Origin of the sequence: Pseudoalteromonas sp. S2755 (assembly GCF_005886535.1) — a bacterium.
Lineage (GTDB): Bacteria > Pseudomonadota > Gammaproteobacteria > Enterobacterales > Alteromonadaceae > Pseudoalteromonas.
The window spans coordinates 28,094-45,273 of sequence record NZ_PNDS01000030.1 but is presented as its reverse complement, the minus strand read 5'-3'; the positions used below and the strand labels follow the sequence as shown (position 1 = coordinate 45,273).

Genomic DNA, 17,180 nt, shown 5'->3' with positions numbered 1-17,180 from the left:
CTAATCAATTTGAAGGGTGAAATAGCATATTAGCTTCGTTAAAAATTTCTCATTTAGAACAACTAAATAGCAAAATTTTTGCCTTGCTACTAAAGCTATTTCCCCGCTTCAAGATAGATCATTTACTTAATACAACTGGTATTACTTAATGTTTACGTCTTTGACTTTTTGATAGCCAGTTGCTTCTAGCTCGTCGTTAACGCAATTCAAAACATATTTTTTCATTTCAGATGCTTGCACATCATCATCTTTTGCCCAATCAAGGCACATTTGAGTTAACTCTTGAACCAAATCTGCAGGCGCGACTGGTAACTCTTCATCGGCTTGTACTTGTACACAAGCAAAAAGAGATAGAGCGATTAGTGATGAAACTAAGGTTTTCATTCGTGTTACCTGTTAGTTGAAAGAACAAGCATGTTTTAAAGCAAAATTTAAAATAAGGAAAACGAATTAATTTTCTCTTTAAGAGCAGAAAATTGATTCAAATTTACTTCAATAAATAGTGAGAAATATAAGCGTTGATGCTACATTTATGGGTTCAATCAAACTTATTAAAGATGGTGAAAATCAAAAATATGGAGCAAGAAACTAAGTCTTCGGGTGAGCAATTTAATCGTTATGAATATCTATTAGAAAGAACCTTATTTAAAGGACGGTGGCTGTTAGCGCCGTTCTTTGTTGGCTTACTACTCGCGATTGTGTTGCTATTACTTAAGTTCTTTAAACAGCTTTATATGATGACCATCAGTGCGCTTACAGCGACAAATCAAGAGCTACTCATTGGTATCTTAACATTGGTTGATACAGCTTTACTGGCCGGGTTGTTGATCATCATTATTTTTAGTGGCTACGAGAACTTTGTTTCTAAGCTTAATGTCGAACCACAAGAAGACAAACCGACTTGGATGGGGAAGGTGGGCTTCTCAGGGCTTAAAATCAAGCTGATCAGCGCCATCGTAGCGATATCTGCCGTAGAGTTACTCAAGGTCTTTATTCATTCTCAAGATTTAACCAGTGAGCAGCTTGCTTGGAAAGTAGGTATACACATTACTTTCGTGATCTCTGGAGTGTTGTTTTCGGTCACTGACTTTATTAATAGTCGAACCCACACCCATTAAATATAGCGATCATAAAAGAGTGATAACGATTTATACTCACTATCACTCCTTTATTCTTACTAGCATCATCTCTGATGGCTCAAGTGCTATAGCGCCACGTCACTACGAGCGACATCCTTCTTAATCAAACCTCTTATTACTGTAAAAAAGTAGTGAGATGGCTATCACAACGTAACCTAACAATAGGTAAAGGGTGGTTGCTGATTGCTCATGATTTAACAGGTAAGATTTAAAAGCACTATGCAAAATGACTACGAACATGCAGGAAAGCGACAAAGCAAGAGCGCTTTTAATCATACTTCCTAGCGCTACGCAAAGAACAAATCCCGCTACAGAGCCTGTAAATATCACTAAGTAGAAAGCCGCAGTCTCGAATGCGGAAAGAAAGCTACAAATTAGCAACACTAGAAGTTGAAACAAGGATAGGCAAAAACCAAGTTTAACCGCAGAGGCGTGGTAAGCCTGCTTTATCGCTTTAAGACTTGAATAAATAGGGAGTAGGTATAGTTGATCCCATGTCATTTTTGTTTGTAGCTTGGACCAACAGACAAAAATAGCGACCATCAGAACAAGCATATCGGTAAAGCCGATAACAAAATGGAGTGTGACACCAAAAAAGCCACTTGCGACAATGGCTAATAGCCCAGAGACAAGCAATATCTGACAGGTTTGTATCAACAGATTACCTGCAAAATAGCTCATTGGCATAAAAAACTGTCTAAACCCCTGAGTGAGGAAATCTGGTGCAAAGGTATTGCTCGGGAGCCACCCAGTTTGAATATTATTTATGTAGGTTTGATATGCCAAATGATGCCATTGGCAGTGGTGAGTCCGTGTCACTAACAGGTATATTCCCATTAACATGAGGGGAACGGCAAGCAGTGCTAAAATTTGCGGGGTATCACCAAAAAACATGGCGAGCACGAGTGCGAGCATAAAAACGTAACTATTATGTTTGAAATACACACTATTTCGAATACATAGTAAAAAGAAACTACCGCCAAAACTTGTTGCAAACAACATGGCATAGGCAACTTCAGGTGCGGGGCGGTTGAGAAGAACAAGGGCATTGAGTAGGTAGCCAATGACCAGAATTACCGTACCTTGCAAGTATATGTGCTGCTTAATTGCTGGGAATAGTAAGGCGCTTTCCTGTGCTTGTAGCTTCACCAACTGCCAACAAAAAGCCATCCATAAGGCGCTGATTGAAAAGATCAAACTAAATGCTTGTATATTTTGATCTTCTATCAAAGTTAACCAAGGTGAAGCGATAGACGCTAAGAACCCTGGAATGAAAAAGTTTGCCGAACCGCACTCTCGCAACCAAAATCCGGAAAACCCTGTCCACCAATTGCGCTGAGTTAATGTACTCATGCGTGTAACTCCACAAAGAGCTGCTCAAGGTTGCTATGGCTTTGCCGTAGGTCTGCTGACCAGTTTGCACTGTCGTGAGCTTGATAAATGCTAAACCGTTCAGATTGGTGAAGTACGTTTCCGGATGGCAGTTTGCTTGTAAGGTGATGCGGAACAAGCCTAATTTGTTCTTTTAGTGTATCTAATTCGCCAGTAACTAAAACCTTACCATTTTTAATAATGGCAATATGACTCGCGACGCGCTCAACGTCAGATGTAATATGCGAGGAGAAAAGTACACCAGAGCCGGATTCAAGCGCTAACTCGAATAAGTCCGACATAAATTCTCGGCGTGCAATGGGGTCGAGGCTTGACACTGGCTCGTCAAGGATCAGTAACTTAGGTCGATACGACATCGCCATTATCAGCGCTAAGCTTTGTTGTTGGCCAACTGAAAGGTTACTTACTAGCTTGCTTTCGTCTAACTCGAAGCGAGAAAGCCATTCTTGCTCAAGCGTAATATCCCAATCCGGATAAAAGCTACGGTGCAGTGCTAGGGCATCTTTGACTTTAAAGCCTTGATAGCCACAGGGTTGTTGTGGCACATAGCCAATTTGGCTTTTGCACGTAGGGCTCAGCTCGAGGTTGCTACTATTGAGGCAGCTAACCTCACCACTATTTTGTGCGACTAACCCAAGTGCAATCCGTAGAAGTGTTGTTTTACCGGCCCCGTTTCGTCCTAGTAAACCCATAACCATGCCAGGTTCAATAATAAGATTTATGTCCTCAAGAACCGGCTTGTCGGTAAATTGTTTATGTATTTTAGTGAATTGTAGTAGTGGGCTTGTCATTATTCTTGTCCCCAATTTTTATCAATCAATGATATCAATTCAGCCTTACTGATCCCAAGCTGTTTCGCATCACTAATTAAAATATCTAGGTTTTTATGGAGTAGGTTATCGGTCTGTTGTGTAGTTTGTTGCGGTGCAACGCGTGTCGGTTGGCCGCGTCTTCGTTCAAGCCAACCTTGGTCGACAAGTTGCCCGATAGCCCGAGAGACGGTCATCGGATTTACCGAGAAGTGCTCAGCTAGCTTTCTTACAGAAGGTAGCTCTTCTCCGGCTTGCGCTTTACCAGACACAATTAAACGCACTACCTGATCAAATAGCTGCTTATAAATCGGCTCTGCGCTGTTGGGGTTGACATGAATAAGATCTAGCATTACTCTAATTCTACTGTATTAATACAATAATACACTGATACACTCACTTAAAGTTAGCATACTGACCGTGAGTCAACAAGGAAATAACTATGAAAAAGCCATTTAAGTTTAAGAAAAGCTTAGTAAAGCTAGCGCTGCTTCCTCTCATTTTAGGAGCTGCATTGTCATCACAAGCGGCAACATCAACCGCAGAATTATCCGCTTGTTATGCAAAAGGCCTCAGTGACAGAGCGCAATGCGGAAAAATCTCGCAACCATTAAGTGAAACCAAAACAGAACAAAAAATTGATATTCACTTTATGGTTATTCCAGCGATAAAGCAGCTTTACCCACAAGAAGCGATTATTGCGTTTGCAGGGGGGCCTGGGCAGTCAGCCACCGAAATTGCAGCAAATTTTGAAAGGATCCTTAAATACGCGAGAGAAAGCAGAGACATTATACTTGTTGACCAACGGGGAACCGGAAAATCTAATCTTTTACAATGCGATATGGATGATCTTGAGCAACAATTTGCGCTAAATGATACTTTGTTGGGTCTCGATTTTTACAAAGAAGATGCCCTTAAGTGTAAAGAAAAACTAGGCACAGATCTTTCCGATTATACGACGGTTGCAGCAGCAAAAGACTTTGATGCGGTACGAGACGCGCTTGGCTATAGCAAATTACACTTATATGGTGGCTCATATGGAACACGCATCGCACTTGAGTATATGAGACAGTTCCCCGATAGTGTTGCATCGGCCGTGTTAGATGGTCTTGCACCCAATAACCAAAGTTTAATGGCGATTGGCGGCGCGGTAGAAGACTCATTGAACGCTCTCTTTACACAATGTGAAGCTGATAAAAAGTGTGCAAATAGTTATCCGAATCTAAAGCAGCAATGGCAGAGCTTGCTTAATCAAGTAGAGCAAACGCCGATAGAGGCGTCTGTTCTTCATCCAAGAACCAGCAAACCGCTCGCGATGACGATGACTAAAATGAAGTTATATAGTGCGATTAGGATGGCGCTTTACTCTCATTCCTTCCGTGCATTGGTGCCGCTTGCTATTAGTGAAGCGACTAAAGGTAACCTGGCTCCACTCGTTGGCATGATGGCACCAAATGAAGATGGTCTTGGATTGGCCATGGGAATGCATCAGGCGATTGTATGTGGGGAGGATTGGCCGCGATTAACGGCCGCGGACAAAGCCAAATATAGTGAAAACTATATGGGTAAGATGATGATCACAGGATTAGATGCGACGTGCCCAATTTGGAAGGTGAGCCCGGTGCCAAGTAGTTACTATGAACCTGTTTCATCCGACATTCCAACCTTACTGCTTTCTGGCGGATTAGATCCAGCAACGCCTGCAAAGTGGGCAGAAGTTGCAATGGAAAAACTAAGCAATGCCACACACTTAGTTGCACCAACGGCTACGCACATTGTCGCAGGGCAAAGCTGTGCTAATAAGCTTATTGCTAAGTTTTACGATGAAAAGACAGTGGGAGACTTTGATACTAGCTGTCTTGAAGAAGATACACGCAAACAATTCTTTATGAACATCAATGGCCCAGCAACCGCTGATAAGGAGTAACTCATGATCCAAGTAGATAACTTATATAAAAAGATTGGTGAAGTGAACGCGCTAGACGGGCTGTCATTTACCGCTCGTGATGGTCAAATTACGGGACTATTGGGACCAAATGGAGCAGGTAAAACAACTTGTTTACGGACCGTATTTGGCCTGCTCCAAGCTGATCAAGGTATGGCGTCTATCGATAGTATTGATGTTGCCAAAGAGCCAACTCGAGCAAAACAACAATTAGGATTGTTCCCAGACCCGTGTGGACTCTACGAGCGCATGACACCGCGTGAATATACCCAATTTTACGCTGAACTAAGTGGCATGGACGCAAAATCGGCCGCTGCCGCGACACAAGAAGTGTTAGAAAAGCTACAAATGTTGGATATCGCGGATAGACGCTGTAAAGGCTTTTCACAAGGTCAAAGAATGAAAACGGCGTTGGCGCAGGCAATCGTGCATAAACCAACAAATATTGTACTTGATGAGCCAACACGTGGTTTAGATGTAATGAGTACCAGAGTATTACGAGATTTGTTGTTGATGCTTAAGGCGCAAGGTCACTGTGTCTTGTTTTCTAGCCATGTGATGCAAGAAGTTGCAGCCCTTTGCGATCATGTTGTGGTCATGGCGAAAGGCAAAGTGGTCGCGGAAGGTTCTCCACAAGCTCTATGTGAGCAAACAGGTAAAGCCTCGCTTGAGGAAGCTTTCATTACCCTAATCGGTACAGATGAAGGAATTGCAGCATGATGAAATTAATCTCAGTTTTATTTAAAAAAGAAGTGTTAGACGCAAGCCGTGACAAACGTTCGGTGATGGCTGGCCTTTACTATTGCATTGGTGCACCTATTCTAATGTGTGTATTATTTACCGTCATGTTTAAGCAAATGGCTTCGCCTGATGCACTCAAAATCACCATTAATAACGCAGAGAATGCGCCTAACTTAGTACAATTTTTAGCGAGTAAAGAAATTGAACATGGTGAAGGCGAAGAGGTTAAAGCCATTACCTTGGAGATCAGCGATGATTACCAAGAAAATATGATGCAAGGAAAGAGCGCGACGGTATTTATCATCGCTGATAAATCGGAGCAAAAGCTACGTTCATCAATTAACCGACTAGAGCGTAACCTCATGTTATATAACAGTGAAGTTGCTTCATTGCGGTTAGTCGCGCGTGGTATCGATCCGACAATTGCTCGTGCGATTGATGTCCAAACTCATGACCAAGCGACACCAACCTCGAAAGGGGGCTTCGTATTAGGTATCGCAACATTATCTATTATTATTTCACTATTTTATGCGGCGATGGGTATGGCAATTGACAGTAGTGCAGGGGAGCGAGAGCGCAACTCTTTACAGCTTTTACTTAGCCACCCGATCAGTACCATGCATATTGTGTTAGCTAAAGTGGGGGCAATCGCAGGTTTCTCTATTATTGCCCTAGTGTTAACCACCATAATATCAAAGTTTGCATATAATATGGTGCCTTGGGAGATGATGGGCTTTACGGTGGTCATAGGTCCTAAATTTATTGTTTCAGCAATTATTATTGGCCTGCCGATAGCCTTAATGTCTGCCAGTTTATTGATATTTATCTCTTTCTTGGCTAAATCATTTAAAGAAGCGCAATCTTATGTGGCGATGGCGTTGTTCATTCCGGTAATGATGAGCATGGCTACGACCTATGATATTGCTACCGACATTATGCAATGGATGCCGATCGCAGCGCAGCAAAACGCCATGATTGAAATCATTAAAGGCAATGCAATACCAGTACCGCAACTATTATTGTCGAGCGCGGTCACACTGGGGCTGTTTGCAATTTTCACTTACCTGAGCAGTCGCATGCTAAAAAGTGAAAAAGTGGTATTCGGCCTCTAATTTATTAGCTCCCAACAATGGCGCTCAGGACGGCGCCATTTTTGTATTTTACCTCATCTCAATTTCACGTATAATCGGCGCCCCATAATTGATGTAGTAATGTACTAGCGCGATAACGCCCACAGTACACAGTTGAGTAAGTATGAATACGGCACCTAACACCATGACAGAGCAAGATAATCGCAAAGAAGTTTTAGAGTTTAATAAGCTGCAAAAGCGTCTGCGCCGTAATGTCGGCAACGCCATCAAAGATTATAATATGATCGAAGAAGGCGATGTGGTGATGGCTTGTATCAGCGGTGGTAAGGATTCATTCGCCATGCTAGATATTTTACTTAGCCTAAAAAAGGCGGCACCAATTCACTTTGATGTGGTGGCGGTCAATCTGGATCAAAAGCAACCTGGATTCCCAGAACATATTTTGCCAGAGTACTTCGAAACGTTAGATATTCCTTATTACATCATCGATAAAGATACCTACTCAGTCGTAAAAGAAAAGGTACCAGAGGGTAAAACGACTTGTGGCCTTTGTTCACGATTACGTCGTGGTACTTTGTACTCATTTGCGGAAAAAATTGGTGCGACGAAAATCGCACTAGGTCACCACTTAGATGATATTGTTGAAACGCTGTTTTTAAACATGTTCTACGGCGCAAGAATGAAAGCGATGCCGCCAAAGCTACGCTCTGATGACGGTCGTAATGTGGTGATCCGCCCGCTCACTTATGCGCGTGAAAAAGATCTTATTCAATACGCTGAACATAAGGATTTTCCTATTATTCCGTGCAACCTATGTGGTTCACAAGAAAACCTGCAACGTCAAAACATTAAATCTATGTTGGTGGAGTGGGATAAGAAAACACCGGGTCGAGTAGAGAATATTTTCAAATCAATTCAGAATGTTAGCCCAAGCCAACTGGCTGACACGGAACTCTTTGACTTCGAAAGTTTGCCTCTAGATAGAGACGGTGAGCGTGAGGCTTATGACTTTAATGAAGCAGTGGTTTCCTCGACAAACATTGATGAATCATTGTTTATTGATGTAACCAATATTTAATTTTCAACAATGATTTCCCGGGCTAGGTCTGATAGGCCTAGTCTAAAAGTCAATAATTGGTACTCTACAACTTAACTACTTTTGCTCTCCAACAGATTAAAAACTTTTCACTTTAAATTACCTGTTAACTCTACGCACCTAATTTATAGATACGGCCGGAGAAACGATCTCAGTATGAGATATCTTGCTCTTAATTTTGCAAAAAACGCAATTAAATGCATCTAAGTTATTTTAAGTGTAATTAATAATTGTTATCATTTGCTTGCGCTTTAATAATAACCAAGTTGTGGCTCTAAATGAAAACAATATCAAAACTATCCCTTATCGCTTTGGCGATTATGTATCCGTCTTTGCATGCGTCAGCTCAGCAGCTAGTGTCAGAAGATAAGCTTAAAGACCAAGATATCGAAAAAATAACCGTCGTTAGTCGTACATTAAATTTATATCGTAATGGTGAATCTTCAACGGGAAAGCTTGCGGTTGACCCACTTAACTCGACCCAAATGGTGACCTCTCTCAATGCAAATCTGATCCGTGACTTAGCAGCAAGAGATGCCAAAGATCTCTATCGTAATATCGCGGGGGTCAGCCAATTTAGTTACGCGGGGGTGACTGCACGTGGCTTTCGCCAAGAAGAAATCTATTTTGATGGTCTAAGAGGCGACCCATATGTGGGGTTTAATGTCCCACAGCTATTTAATGTCGAGCGTGTCGACTTTTTAAAAGGTCCCGCCGGTATGCTGTATGGACCCGGAGCACCTGGTGGATTATTTAACTATATAACTAAAAAGCCGCAATCTGAGTTTAGTGCCAATACTCGTATTATCGCGGGCACAGATAGCCGCTATGGTGCTTCTGGTGAGGTGACTGGTGAAGTAGCACAAGCGCAAAGCATTCGCTTGGGGGCGTTTTATGAACAACAAGATACTTACCGCGATAATAGTGCCAGCGAAGTGGCAATTGTGGATGCAGATTACGCTTATGATTTTGATGATGCTCGTTTGATTTTGCAATACACGCACTACAAACAGGACTTGGACGCGAATCGCTTACGCGGTGTCCCCGCTGGCGATGACGGTGAATTTCTAACCACACCATCGTGGAATCATAATGAGCCTACAGACTTTTTAAATCTAACCTCAGATGTATTGCAAGCGAGTGTTGTTGGGGATTTAAGTCCATCACTAAGCTACAACGTTGCGCTCCGCTATATCGATAATGAACAAGAACAAAATTATCATGAACCAAGAGCACTCATCGATAGCAATAAAGATGGTCAAATCGATTTGGTCGCACGTGAGTTCCGAGATCAACTAAGAGCCCAGTCTCAGCTATCTTTTGCTGCTAACTTCGTTTATGAAACACAGGTGTTTGGCGCTGAGCAGCGTACCGCATTTGGACTAGATATATATTCAGGGCAAGAAGATGCGTTGTTGGGTCGAGCGTCAGCCTCTAATGACTTTGTCATACGTTACCTAAATGGTACCTCGTTAGACTCGGATATTTTGCCTTTGTCTCTCTACAATCCTAATTATGGAAAAACGCAGGCAAATCAATACGATGTGAAGTTTGCGCCAGAAAGTACAACAAAACAAAAGCGTAATGGCATGTATGCACTCAACGAGCTCGCCTGGGAGAAAGTAACGTTTGTAGCAGGCGTTCGTTATGACCAGTTTGAAGACAATGCCAATGGCAGTAAGTTTGATGATACCAATGTCAGCTTCAGAATTGGTGGTATCTACAAGCTATCTGATGATATCTCATTGTATTCACAGTGGGCTGATTCTTATGAACCTCAAGGCGTGTCCAGTCAGGATGAAAAAGCGGGTGGCCCATTTGAGCCAACGACGGGTGATATCATTGAAGTTGGGCTTAACGCTGAGTTATTTGACGGAAGTACATTGCTAAAAGTCGCTGGTTATCAGATAACAAGGCAAAACTTGCTACAAAATACAGGTACAGATCCTGAGAAAGATGGGGTTGATAATTTAGCGCCAATCGGAGAAATCACGAGTAAAGGCCTAGAAATCGAGCTAATCACCGACGTGACCCCTGACTGGGTAGTAAGTCTGGCCTATGCCTATAATGATGCGACTATCACCGCTGACAATGGCGCAGGTGGGATCCGCAATAGTGTTGGCGATAAATTTGCCAACGCCCCTGAAAATCAGTTTGGGGTGTGGACTCGATATCAGATCCCTGAGTGGAATCTGGCTTTCGCTGTTGGCGGTAACTATGTGGATGAGCAGCTTAGTTTATCTGGCCAAACACTAAATTCCTATTTCGTCGCTGACACCTCCATTATTTGGGAACTAGATAACTACAGTGTGCTATTCAGAGTTGAAAACGTACTCGATAAAGAATATGCAGAGTCGGGCTTTTTAGAGCGCACAGGACACTTTCCTGGTGAGCCACGAAATGCTTTCTTGGAGTTTACCTACAACTGGTAATGCTTAAGTTGACCTGAGGCTCGGTAAGTTATCCGAGCTTATGGGAATGAAAGTCGACCTTTAAGAGGATCAAGATGGCAGACAAAGCTAGACAAAGAAAGCGGCTACGCAAGCTATATGATTTACATGCCTGGGTAGGCTTTCAATTAGCGGCGGTCATGTTTGTGATCCTCGCAACGGGCACAATTGCAACCGTTTCAAATGAATTAGATTGGCTTGTTTTTGACGAAATGCGTGCGAGTCAAAAGCCCGAAGAGATAAAAGAGCAAACGGCGGCATCGTGGAGAAACATGTATGCGTCGATAGCTGAGCGCTATCCTGAAGGCCGTATTATTACGTTAGGCACAATGGGAAGTGACTACTTTACCTATCGTGCAAGGGTAGCTTTCGAGGCTAAAAGTGATAGGTATGTTCACGTCGACCAATGGACCCATGAAGTAACAGGTGATATTCCATTACTCACAATACAGCGCTTTTTTAGAGACTTGCATCGCTACCTATTTATGCCGGCAATGCCCGGACTACCAATTGTTACCGCTTTTGCATTCATTTTACTGATCTCTGTCTACACTGGACTGAAAACCACACGAAATTGGAAAGTTGCGCTTTGGCGTTTGAGAGTGGTACAAGATACAAGAGTATTTTTGAGTGACCTGCATAAGGTTTTTGGCTTATGGGGACTGTGGTTTACTGCGCTTATAATAATCACGGGTATTTGGTATCTATATGAGTTTTCTGCACGGGTAGCGGGTGTGAGTTTGGAGCCTCCGGCTCCAAAAGTTGAGCATATTACAGTGGTAGAAAACATTAACATGCTCTCTGCAAAGAGGTTTGAAAGCGCTTTTGAGAAGGCGCAGCTTGCCATTCCCAATTGGACGATAACAACAGTGCAATTGCCAAGAGCAGATAATGTGGTGCTGCGTTTTCAAGGAATGAGTGCAAACCCTTTACTTCGGGATAGAGCGCACAAGGTGTATATGGACCCAACAACGCTAGAGGTTGTAGCAATACAGCACCCCAAAAACATGGCGTGGGGAAATTATCTTAACGAGTATGCGGATCCATTACACTTTGGTTATTTTGCGGGGATCACTTCTAAGCTTATATGGTTTGTGTTTGGCCTTGCATTAACCGGGCTGTCGTTTACCGGCGTGATGATGACATACAAGCGCACTAAGTCTAAAAGTATAACGAGCGCACAGTTGGCAACGTTGCCGATATTTTGTTTATCAGCATTTTACTTTTACTTCTGGCTCGCCAGATATACATAAAGGGGATGTGCGACTATGTATTATAGCCGCACATTAAATTAACTTGCGCGCTGGCTCAGTCTTCTAATGGGGATTTATAGCCATCTGGCTTTAGTGCTAAGACATCACAGTCTAAGCTATCAATAACATGTTCAGCAGTATTGCCAACAAGCGCTGCACTCAGTCCAGTGCGACCAACAGTGCCAATTACCACCAGTTCAGCATCTTTGCCTTTGGCAACGTAGGGAATAACGTCCTCTGGTAAACCTTCTTTGATGATACAGTCGTTTCTATCTATTGAATAAGTTTCTGCGAGTGCAAACGTTTCGTCTTCATGGTGCTTTTTCACGGCTTCATTGTACTGCGATGGGTTAAACTCAGGAATTTCAATGGCAATATTAACAGGCGTTGCTGGATAGGTGTTTACAAGGCTCAATTTTGCATTGGCCAGCTCACATAAAAATTGAGCATCTGTAATGATACGTTTATTGAGTTGTCGGTGTTGCTCATTATCGCTGACAGAGTTTACAGCTGCAATAATGTTGCCTTGATCTGGCCAAGCGTGATCCTTAACCAGCAGTAGAGGAGCAGGGCATTTGCGAATTAAATGCCAGTCGGTTGGAGTGAAGATAACTGACTTTAGCGTATCGTGCTGATGGGTGGATTTAATGACCAAATCATAATCATGTGCAAGCACGGTTTTAATGATCGCTTCGTAGGGGCGATTGTGCCACAACACTTTAGTTTGGATACTCACATCGGAAAAGCCCTTAACCATTTCAGCAAGCCATGCTTCTCTGTCTTTGATCACCGCTTCACGCATTGCTTCACGCTCGTCTTTAGACAACATCGTGGTCATTTCATAGGAGAAGTCATAAATTGACATAAATGCAGTAATGGCTGCACCGGTACGCTTGGCAAGATTGATAGAGCGCTCTAAGCTATTTTGACGCTCTTTAGTTGGATCAATTACGGTGAGTATACTTTTGATTTTATCCACGACTATCTCCTTAAAACGGTATACAAATAAGATCAGAAGCTTTTCACCTCTGACCTTATTGAGTGTAACCGATCCTATCTAAGGATAAAGTCTTAACGATAAATAGTTTGTTCTAAATCAAGATGCAATCGCGGCAGTTTCAGCTAAGGCTGCAGCATCAATAATGGTAATAAACTTGCCTTCGACCTTGATTGTTCCGGCTTTTTGGAAACGGCTGAGTAAACGACTAATGGTTTCCACGGTAAGACCCAAGTAGTTACCAATTTCACCGCGCGTCATTGTAAAGCGGAACTCTTTACGAGAAAAACCACGCTCGCCAAAGCGGTTTGAAAGGTTATAGATAAAAGTTGCTAAGCGTTCTTCAGCAGTCTTTTTATTCAATAATAACAACATTTCTTGGTCGTAATTGATTTCACTGCTCATCAATCGCATGATCTGTTGCCGTAGCTTTGGCAGCTTACCGGCTAATTCATCGAGGGTGTCAAAAGGGATTTCGCACACCATGGAGGTTTCTAAAGCTTGTGCGAAGCTCTGGTGCTGCATTTTATTAATGGCATCAAAACCCACAAGATCGCCCGCAAGGTGAAATCCGGTGATCTGCTCGTCGCCTTGTTCAGACAGTGTGTAGCTCTTAAATGAGCCAGATCGAACGGCAAAGATGGCATTTAATGGCGTACCTGACTCGAAAAGAAAATCCCCTTTATGAAGCGGCTTTTTACGTTCAATGATCTCATCTAGCTTGTCCATTTCGCTGCCATTGAGTGAAAATGGGAGACAAAGCTGACTAATGCTACAGTTGTTGCAGCTAATTGTGCATTGGCTCTTTGAGCGGTTTTGATTACTTAAGTCCATAAAATTTCCATAAGTCTATGACGCACGTGAAGGCAACCCAGTATCAAAGCATAACGGTTTTGATACTACAGGTCACCACAAACTCATATGACACGCAAAAGAAGCTTGATTATCAATTGGAGCTCCTAATCTCAAAATGTTAATCACTCTTCTTAAATGATGAGTCTGCTTAGATAAGGATAGGTTAATGTACTAACTTATCAGTTGCAATAATAATTAAATAAACACCATACCAAATCAATAAATTACCCATAATGATACGAGTAACTACATGATTTATAAACTTTTGAAGTAGTTGCGCTGATTGCCCAATGGCGATAAGCGCAGGCATTGTACCCGTCCCAAAAGCGAGCATAATGAGGGCCCCTTCGAAAGGTGATTGGGCTTGTAATGTCCACGTTAAAGCTGAATAAACCAGGCCACAAGGTAGCCATCCCCACAGGGCTCCGTAGCAAAGAGCTTTGGTTTTTGTATTGACAGGGACCAAATGGCGATTGAGCTTAACAATATGTTGCCAAATCAAGCTTTTAGCAAACGACTCTAACCATTTTAAAGTGCTGGCTAAGCGCATTACGTAAATAGCGACAAGCACCATAAAAATCCCACTCATCAATTGTAGCGTATTGGCGATAGCTGTGTTTTGTTTTGCAAGACTTGCTCCAAGCAGGGCAACTAGACTGCCGGCAAGCGCATAGCTAGAGATACGTCCGATATTGTACAATAGGGTAACAGCCACTGCAGAAAGTTGTTTGCTCGCCAGTTGCAGTGAGCTGGCAATACCGCCGCACATCACTAAGCAGTGACCACTTCCCGCAAGCCCCATTACAAATGCGCTTAGCAAACTTATTTCATTCATGCTAGTTGTCGTTGTTACTCTTGTCAGTCTTCGGTTTCTCGGACTTATCAACCGCTTGCACTTTATCATCATCGAATAAGATGCTGTGACCCTGTTTATTCAAATCTGAAAATTGTTCGCTTTTTACTGCCCAAAAGAAAATGCCAATAGCAATAATGACGAATAAAATGGCGATAGGTATTAATACGTAGATGATACTCATAGCTTTAATAACCTTAATGAATTACCGATCACGATGATCGAGCTAGCTGACATGCCAATAACTGCTATCCAAGGTGGAATGAGGCCAAGTGCAGCGAGTGGCAAAATGGAGCCGTTATACAAAAGTGATATGGTTAAGTTTTGCTTTACTATTCTGCGCGTTTGTTTCGCTACTTGCTGAAGGGCTAGAATGGCATTCAAATCGCTATTTAACAACACCACATCAGCGGTATTCTTTGAGATATCAGCGCCGGTATCCATCGCAACTGACAAGTGAGCGCTATTGAATACTGGGCTGTCGTTGATGCCATCACCAACCATAGCGACAATCTCGCCTTGTTTGGACCAAGCCTCAACGGTTTGTTGCTTAATCTCTGGTGTGCAAGCGCTTTGGTAGCTATCTAATGCTAACTGCTGCGATAACTCTTTGCCTGCATTGGAGCTATCCCCAGTTAGCATGTGGCATGTAAGGCCAGCTTGTTGTAGCTGTTCAACAACTGTTTCAGCATTGCTTTTTACTTTGTCATTGAAGTAAAAATCTGCAACTGCGTTGTTGTTAATGAATAAGGTAGCTTGAGCAAATGACGCGTGGTTATCAAACCAATGGCTCTTCCCAAGGGCAATAGTGACTCCCTGCCAGTGACCGCGGATCCCTGAGCCGGCCACAACTTCGACGTCTTGGACTAGGTTTTCGGTTGGGGTGATATGTGCAAATGCGCGAGCGATTGGGTGCTCTGAAAAGCGCTCTAACGCTGCTGCGAAATCCAAGACTTGTTGCTCGTTGTATTCCGTTTGCAGTAACTCAATGTGTTTAATTGAGAAACGTCCTTCGGTAAGGGTGCCTGTTTTGTCAAAGGCAACACGCGTTAATTTGGTTGCCGTTTCTAAAACATGGGCTTCTTTAATCAAAATTCCTTTTTTCGTAAGTGACGCAACGGCGCAGGTAAGCGCGGTTGGTATCGCAAGGCTTAACGCACAAGGGCAGGTTGCTACTAGCACTGAAATCGTGACCCAAAAAGCCTTATCTGGTGAAATTGGGTACCAGCCGATGGCGGTAATTGAGGCAAAAATTAATAGACAGGCAACAAACCACTGGGCGACTTTATCGGTGATTTCCACCAACTTAGGGCGTTTGGTAAGTGCGTTATGCTGCAGTCGAATAATCTGGTTGAGCAGGGTATTTTGCCCAATTTTATTGATCTCTAACGTAATTACACCGTCATGATTCACGGTTCCTGCATACACTTGATGGCCTTGATATTTCTTAACTGGCAAATGTTCGCCTGTCATCATCGACTCATCAACGGTGGTATGGCCTTTGATCACTAAGCCATCCGCAGGAATAGTTTCTCCAGCCTTAACTAGTATCAGATCGTTCAGTTTTAGCTTTTTGGCAGCAATATGTTGTTCATTGTTATTCTCATCAACCTTTCTGGCGGTCAATGGCAGCAGCTTTTGCAGGTTTGCAGTAAACTCACTGGCTTTGAGTCTGGCCCTGAACTCAAGGTATTTACCTAACAACAGCAAGAAGGTAAACATACAGATGGATTCAAAATAGACTTCGCCGACTTCCATAAAAGTAGCGTAAGTGCTGGCGCCGTAGGCTCCGAATATAGCAAGTGAAACAGGGAGATCCATATTCAGTTGTTTAGCTTTCAGTCCTTTAACTGCATTGGTTAAAAATGGCATTGCCGAATATAGAATAACAGGAGAGGCAAGCACGAGGCTTATCCAACGAAAGTACTGTTCAAAGTCCTCTTCCATGCCAGAAAACATGCCAAAGTACATGGCAAATGCAAACATCATCACTTGCATAGTCATGAGGCCAGCAACGCCTAAACGACGGATATATGCTTTCGCCACGGCTTGCTTTTGTGCAGCTTCTTCATCGGCTTGAAACGGGTAAGCCTTATAGCCGATTTCCATCAAAGATTTAATGATATCGCTTAACTTAACGTGCTTATCTTGCCATACAATCATGGCGCGATGGGTGGAGGTGTTAACATCAACGCGCACGATACCGCCGAGCGCCAGCAGTTGTTTTTCGATAAGCCAAGCACAAGCGGCGCAGCTTATTCCTTCAACACTGAGAAGTACCTCTTTGTGTTCACCGCTAATTTCGACGAAGTCCTCTTGGATCTCGTCATTATCATAGCTGAGTAGCATTTTGAGTTGTTCAGGTACAAGCTCTTCAACTTTACCTGCACTTTCTGTGCGGTAAGTATAGTAGTCACTCATACCTTGAGAAATAATGGTTTCGGCAACGGCCTGGCAGCCAATACAGCAAACCGGTTGTGCGTTACCCTCAAAGGTAACTGAGCCTATAAACCCTTTAGGAATAGGCTCCAAACAATGAAAACACGAATTTGCCATGGC

At 42.9% G+C, this 17,180-nt stretch carries 16 protein-coding genes; 7 read left to right on the top strand and 9 right to left on the bottom strand.

Going from position 1 to position 17,180, the window contains the following annotated elements; translation table 11 throughout:
• Positions 1 to 141: 141 nt before the first annotated feature.
• Entirely contained in the window at positions 142 to 384 is a 243-nt protein-coding gene (locus CWC03_RS06295; protein WP_010373953.1) for a hypothetical protein, read from the bottom strand.
• Between the two features lie 173 nt (positions 385 to 557).
• On the opposite strand from CWC03_RS06295, the gene CWC03_RS06290 reads away from it, so the two are divergent.
• On the top strand, positions 558 to 1,118 hold the full coding sequence (locus CWC03_RS06290; RefSeq protein ID WP_138581028.1) for a TIGR00645 family protein: 561 nt from the start codon (positions 558 to 560) through the stop codon (positions 1,116 to 1,118).
• Between the two features lie 120 nt (positions 1,119 to 1,238).
• Here CWC03_RS06290 and CWC03_RS06285 read toward each other — a convergent pair whose 3' ends face one another.
• From CWC03_RS06285 to CWC03_RS06275, 3 genes are read right to left on the bottom strand one after another with little or no spacing between them, the layout of a single operon-like run.
• The gene (locus tag CWC03_RS06285) at positions 1,239 to 2,492 is read right to left on the bottom strand and encodes a hypothetical protein (protein WP_138581027.1); all 1,254 of its coding nucleotides are present in this window, start codon (positions 2,490 to 2,492) and stop codon (positions 1,239 to 1,241) included.
• On the bottom strand, positions 2,489 to 3,322 hold the full coding sequence (locus CWC03_RS06280) for an ABC transporter ATP-binding protein (RefSeq protein WP_138581026.1): 834 nt from the start codon (positions 3,320 to 3,322) through the stop codon (positions 2,489 to 2,491). The genes CWC03_RS06285 and CWC03_RS06280 overlap by 4 nt, the downstream gene beginning before the upstream one ends.
• On the bottom strand, positions 3,322 to 3,693 hold the full coding sequence (locus CWC03_RS06275; RefSeq protein WP_138581025.1) for a GntR family transcriptional regulator: 372 nt from the start codon (positions 3,691 to 3,693) through the stop codon (positions 3,322 to 3,324). The genes CWC03_RS06280 and CWC03_RS06275 overlap by 1 nt, the downstream gene beginning before the upstream one ends.
• Positions 3,694 to 3,782: 89 nt before the next feature.
• On the opposite strand from CWC03_RS06275, the gene CWC03_RS06270 reads away from it, so the two are divergent.
• The 6 genes from CWC03_RS06270 to CWC03_RS06245 all read left to right on the top strand — a co-directional run bounded on the left by CWC03_RS06270 (position 3,783) and on the right by CWC03_RS06245 (position 11,916).
• Complete coding sequence (locus CWC03_RS06270; protein ID WP_138581024.1) at positions 3,783 to 5,267, top strand: alpha/beta hydrolase; 1,485 nt, start codon at positions 3,783 to 3,785, stop codon at positions 5,265 to 5,267.
• A 3-nt stretch (positions 5,268 to 5,270) separates the two neighbouring features.
• Positions 5,271 to 6,005 (top strand): ABC transporter ATP-binding protein, encoded by a 735-nt coding sequence (locus CWC03_RS06265; RefSeq protein WP_010373966.1) that lies wholly within the window; start codon positions 5,271 to 5,273, stop codon positions 6,003 to 6,005.
• Positions 6,002 to 7,138, top strand: a complete 1,137-nt coding sequence (locus tag CWC03_RS06260) for an ABC transporter permease (protein ID WP_138581023.1) — start codon at positions 6,002 to 6,004, stop codon at positions 7,136 to 7,138. The genes CWC03_RS06265 and CWC03_RS06260 overlap by 4 nt, the downstream gene beginning before the upstream one ends.
• A 163-nt stretch (positions 7,139 to 7,301) precedes the next feature.
• Positions 7,302 to 8,195, top strand: coding sequence for a tRNA 2-thiocytidine(32) synthetase TtcA (gene ttcA, locus CWC03_RS06255; protein ID WP_010373971.1), 894 nt, complete (start codon positions 7,302 to 7,304; stop codon positions 8,193 to 8,195).
• Positions 8,196 to 8,491: 296 nt separating this feature from the next.
• Positions 8,492 to 10,645 carry a TonB-dependent siderophore receptor gene (locus CWC03_RS06250; protein ID WP_138581022.1) on the top strand — a complete coding sequence of 718 codons (2,154 nt, stop codon included), beginning with the start codon at positions 8,492 to 8,494 and terminating at the stop codon, positions 10,643 to 10,645.
• A 74-nt stretch (positions 10,646 to 10,719) separates the two neighbouring features.
• The gene (locus CWC03_RS06245; protein ID WP_138581021.1) at positions 10,720 to 11,916 is read left to right on the top strand and encodes a PepSY-associated TM helix domain-containing protein; all 1,197 of its coding nucleotides are present in this window, start codon (positions 10,720 to 10,722) and stop codon (positions 11,914 to 11,916) included.
• Between the two features lie 55 nt (positions 11,917 to 11,971).
• On the opposite strand, the gene uspE is transcribed toward CWC03_RS06245, so the two are convergent.
• The 5 genes from uspE to CWC03_RS06220 form a co-directional block, all read right to left on the bottom strand.
• Positions 11,972 to 12,895, bottom strand: coding sequence for a universal stress protein UspE (gene uspE / locus CWC03_RS06240; protein ID WP_138581020.1), 924 nt, complete (start codon positions 12,893 to 12,895; stop codon positions 11,972 to 11,974).
• A 117-nt stretch (positions 12,896 to 13,012) separates the two neighbouring features.
• Positions 13,013 to 13,747 (bottom strand): FNR family transcription factor, encoded by a 735-nt coding sequence (locus CWC03_RS06235; protein ID WP_095729526.1) that lies wholly within the window; start codon positions 13,745 to 13,747, stop codon positions 13,013 to 13,015.
• A gap of 184 nt (positions 13,748 to 13,931) precedes the next feature.
• Positions 13,932 to 14,603 carry a sulfite exporter TauE/SafE family protein gene (locus CWC03_RS06230; protein WP_138581019.1) on the bottom strand — a complete coding sequence of 224 codons (672 nt, stop codon included), beginning with the start codon at positions 14,601 to 14,603 and terminating at the stop codon, positions 13,932 to 13,934.
• Between the two features lies 1 nt (position 14,604).
• A complete protein-coding gene (gene ccoS / locus CWC03_RS06225; RefSeq protein ID WP_138581018.1) occupies positions 14,605 to 14,805 on the bottom strand; it encodes a cbb3-type cytochrome oxidase assembly protein CcoS in 201 nt (66 codons plus the stop codon).
• Entirely contained in the window at positions 14,802 to 17,177 is a 2,376-nt protein-coding gene (locus tag CWC03_RS06220) for a heavy metal translocating P-type ATPase (RefSeq protein WP_138581017.1), read from the bottom strand. Before CWC03_RS06220 ends, ccoS begins: the two co-directional genes overlap by 4 nt.
• Between the last annotated feature and the right edge of the window lie 3 nt (positions 17,178 to 17,180).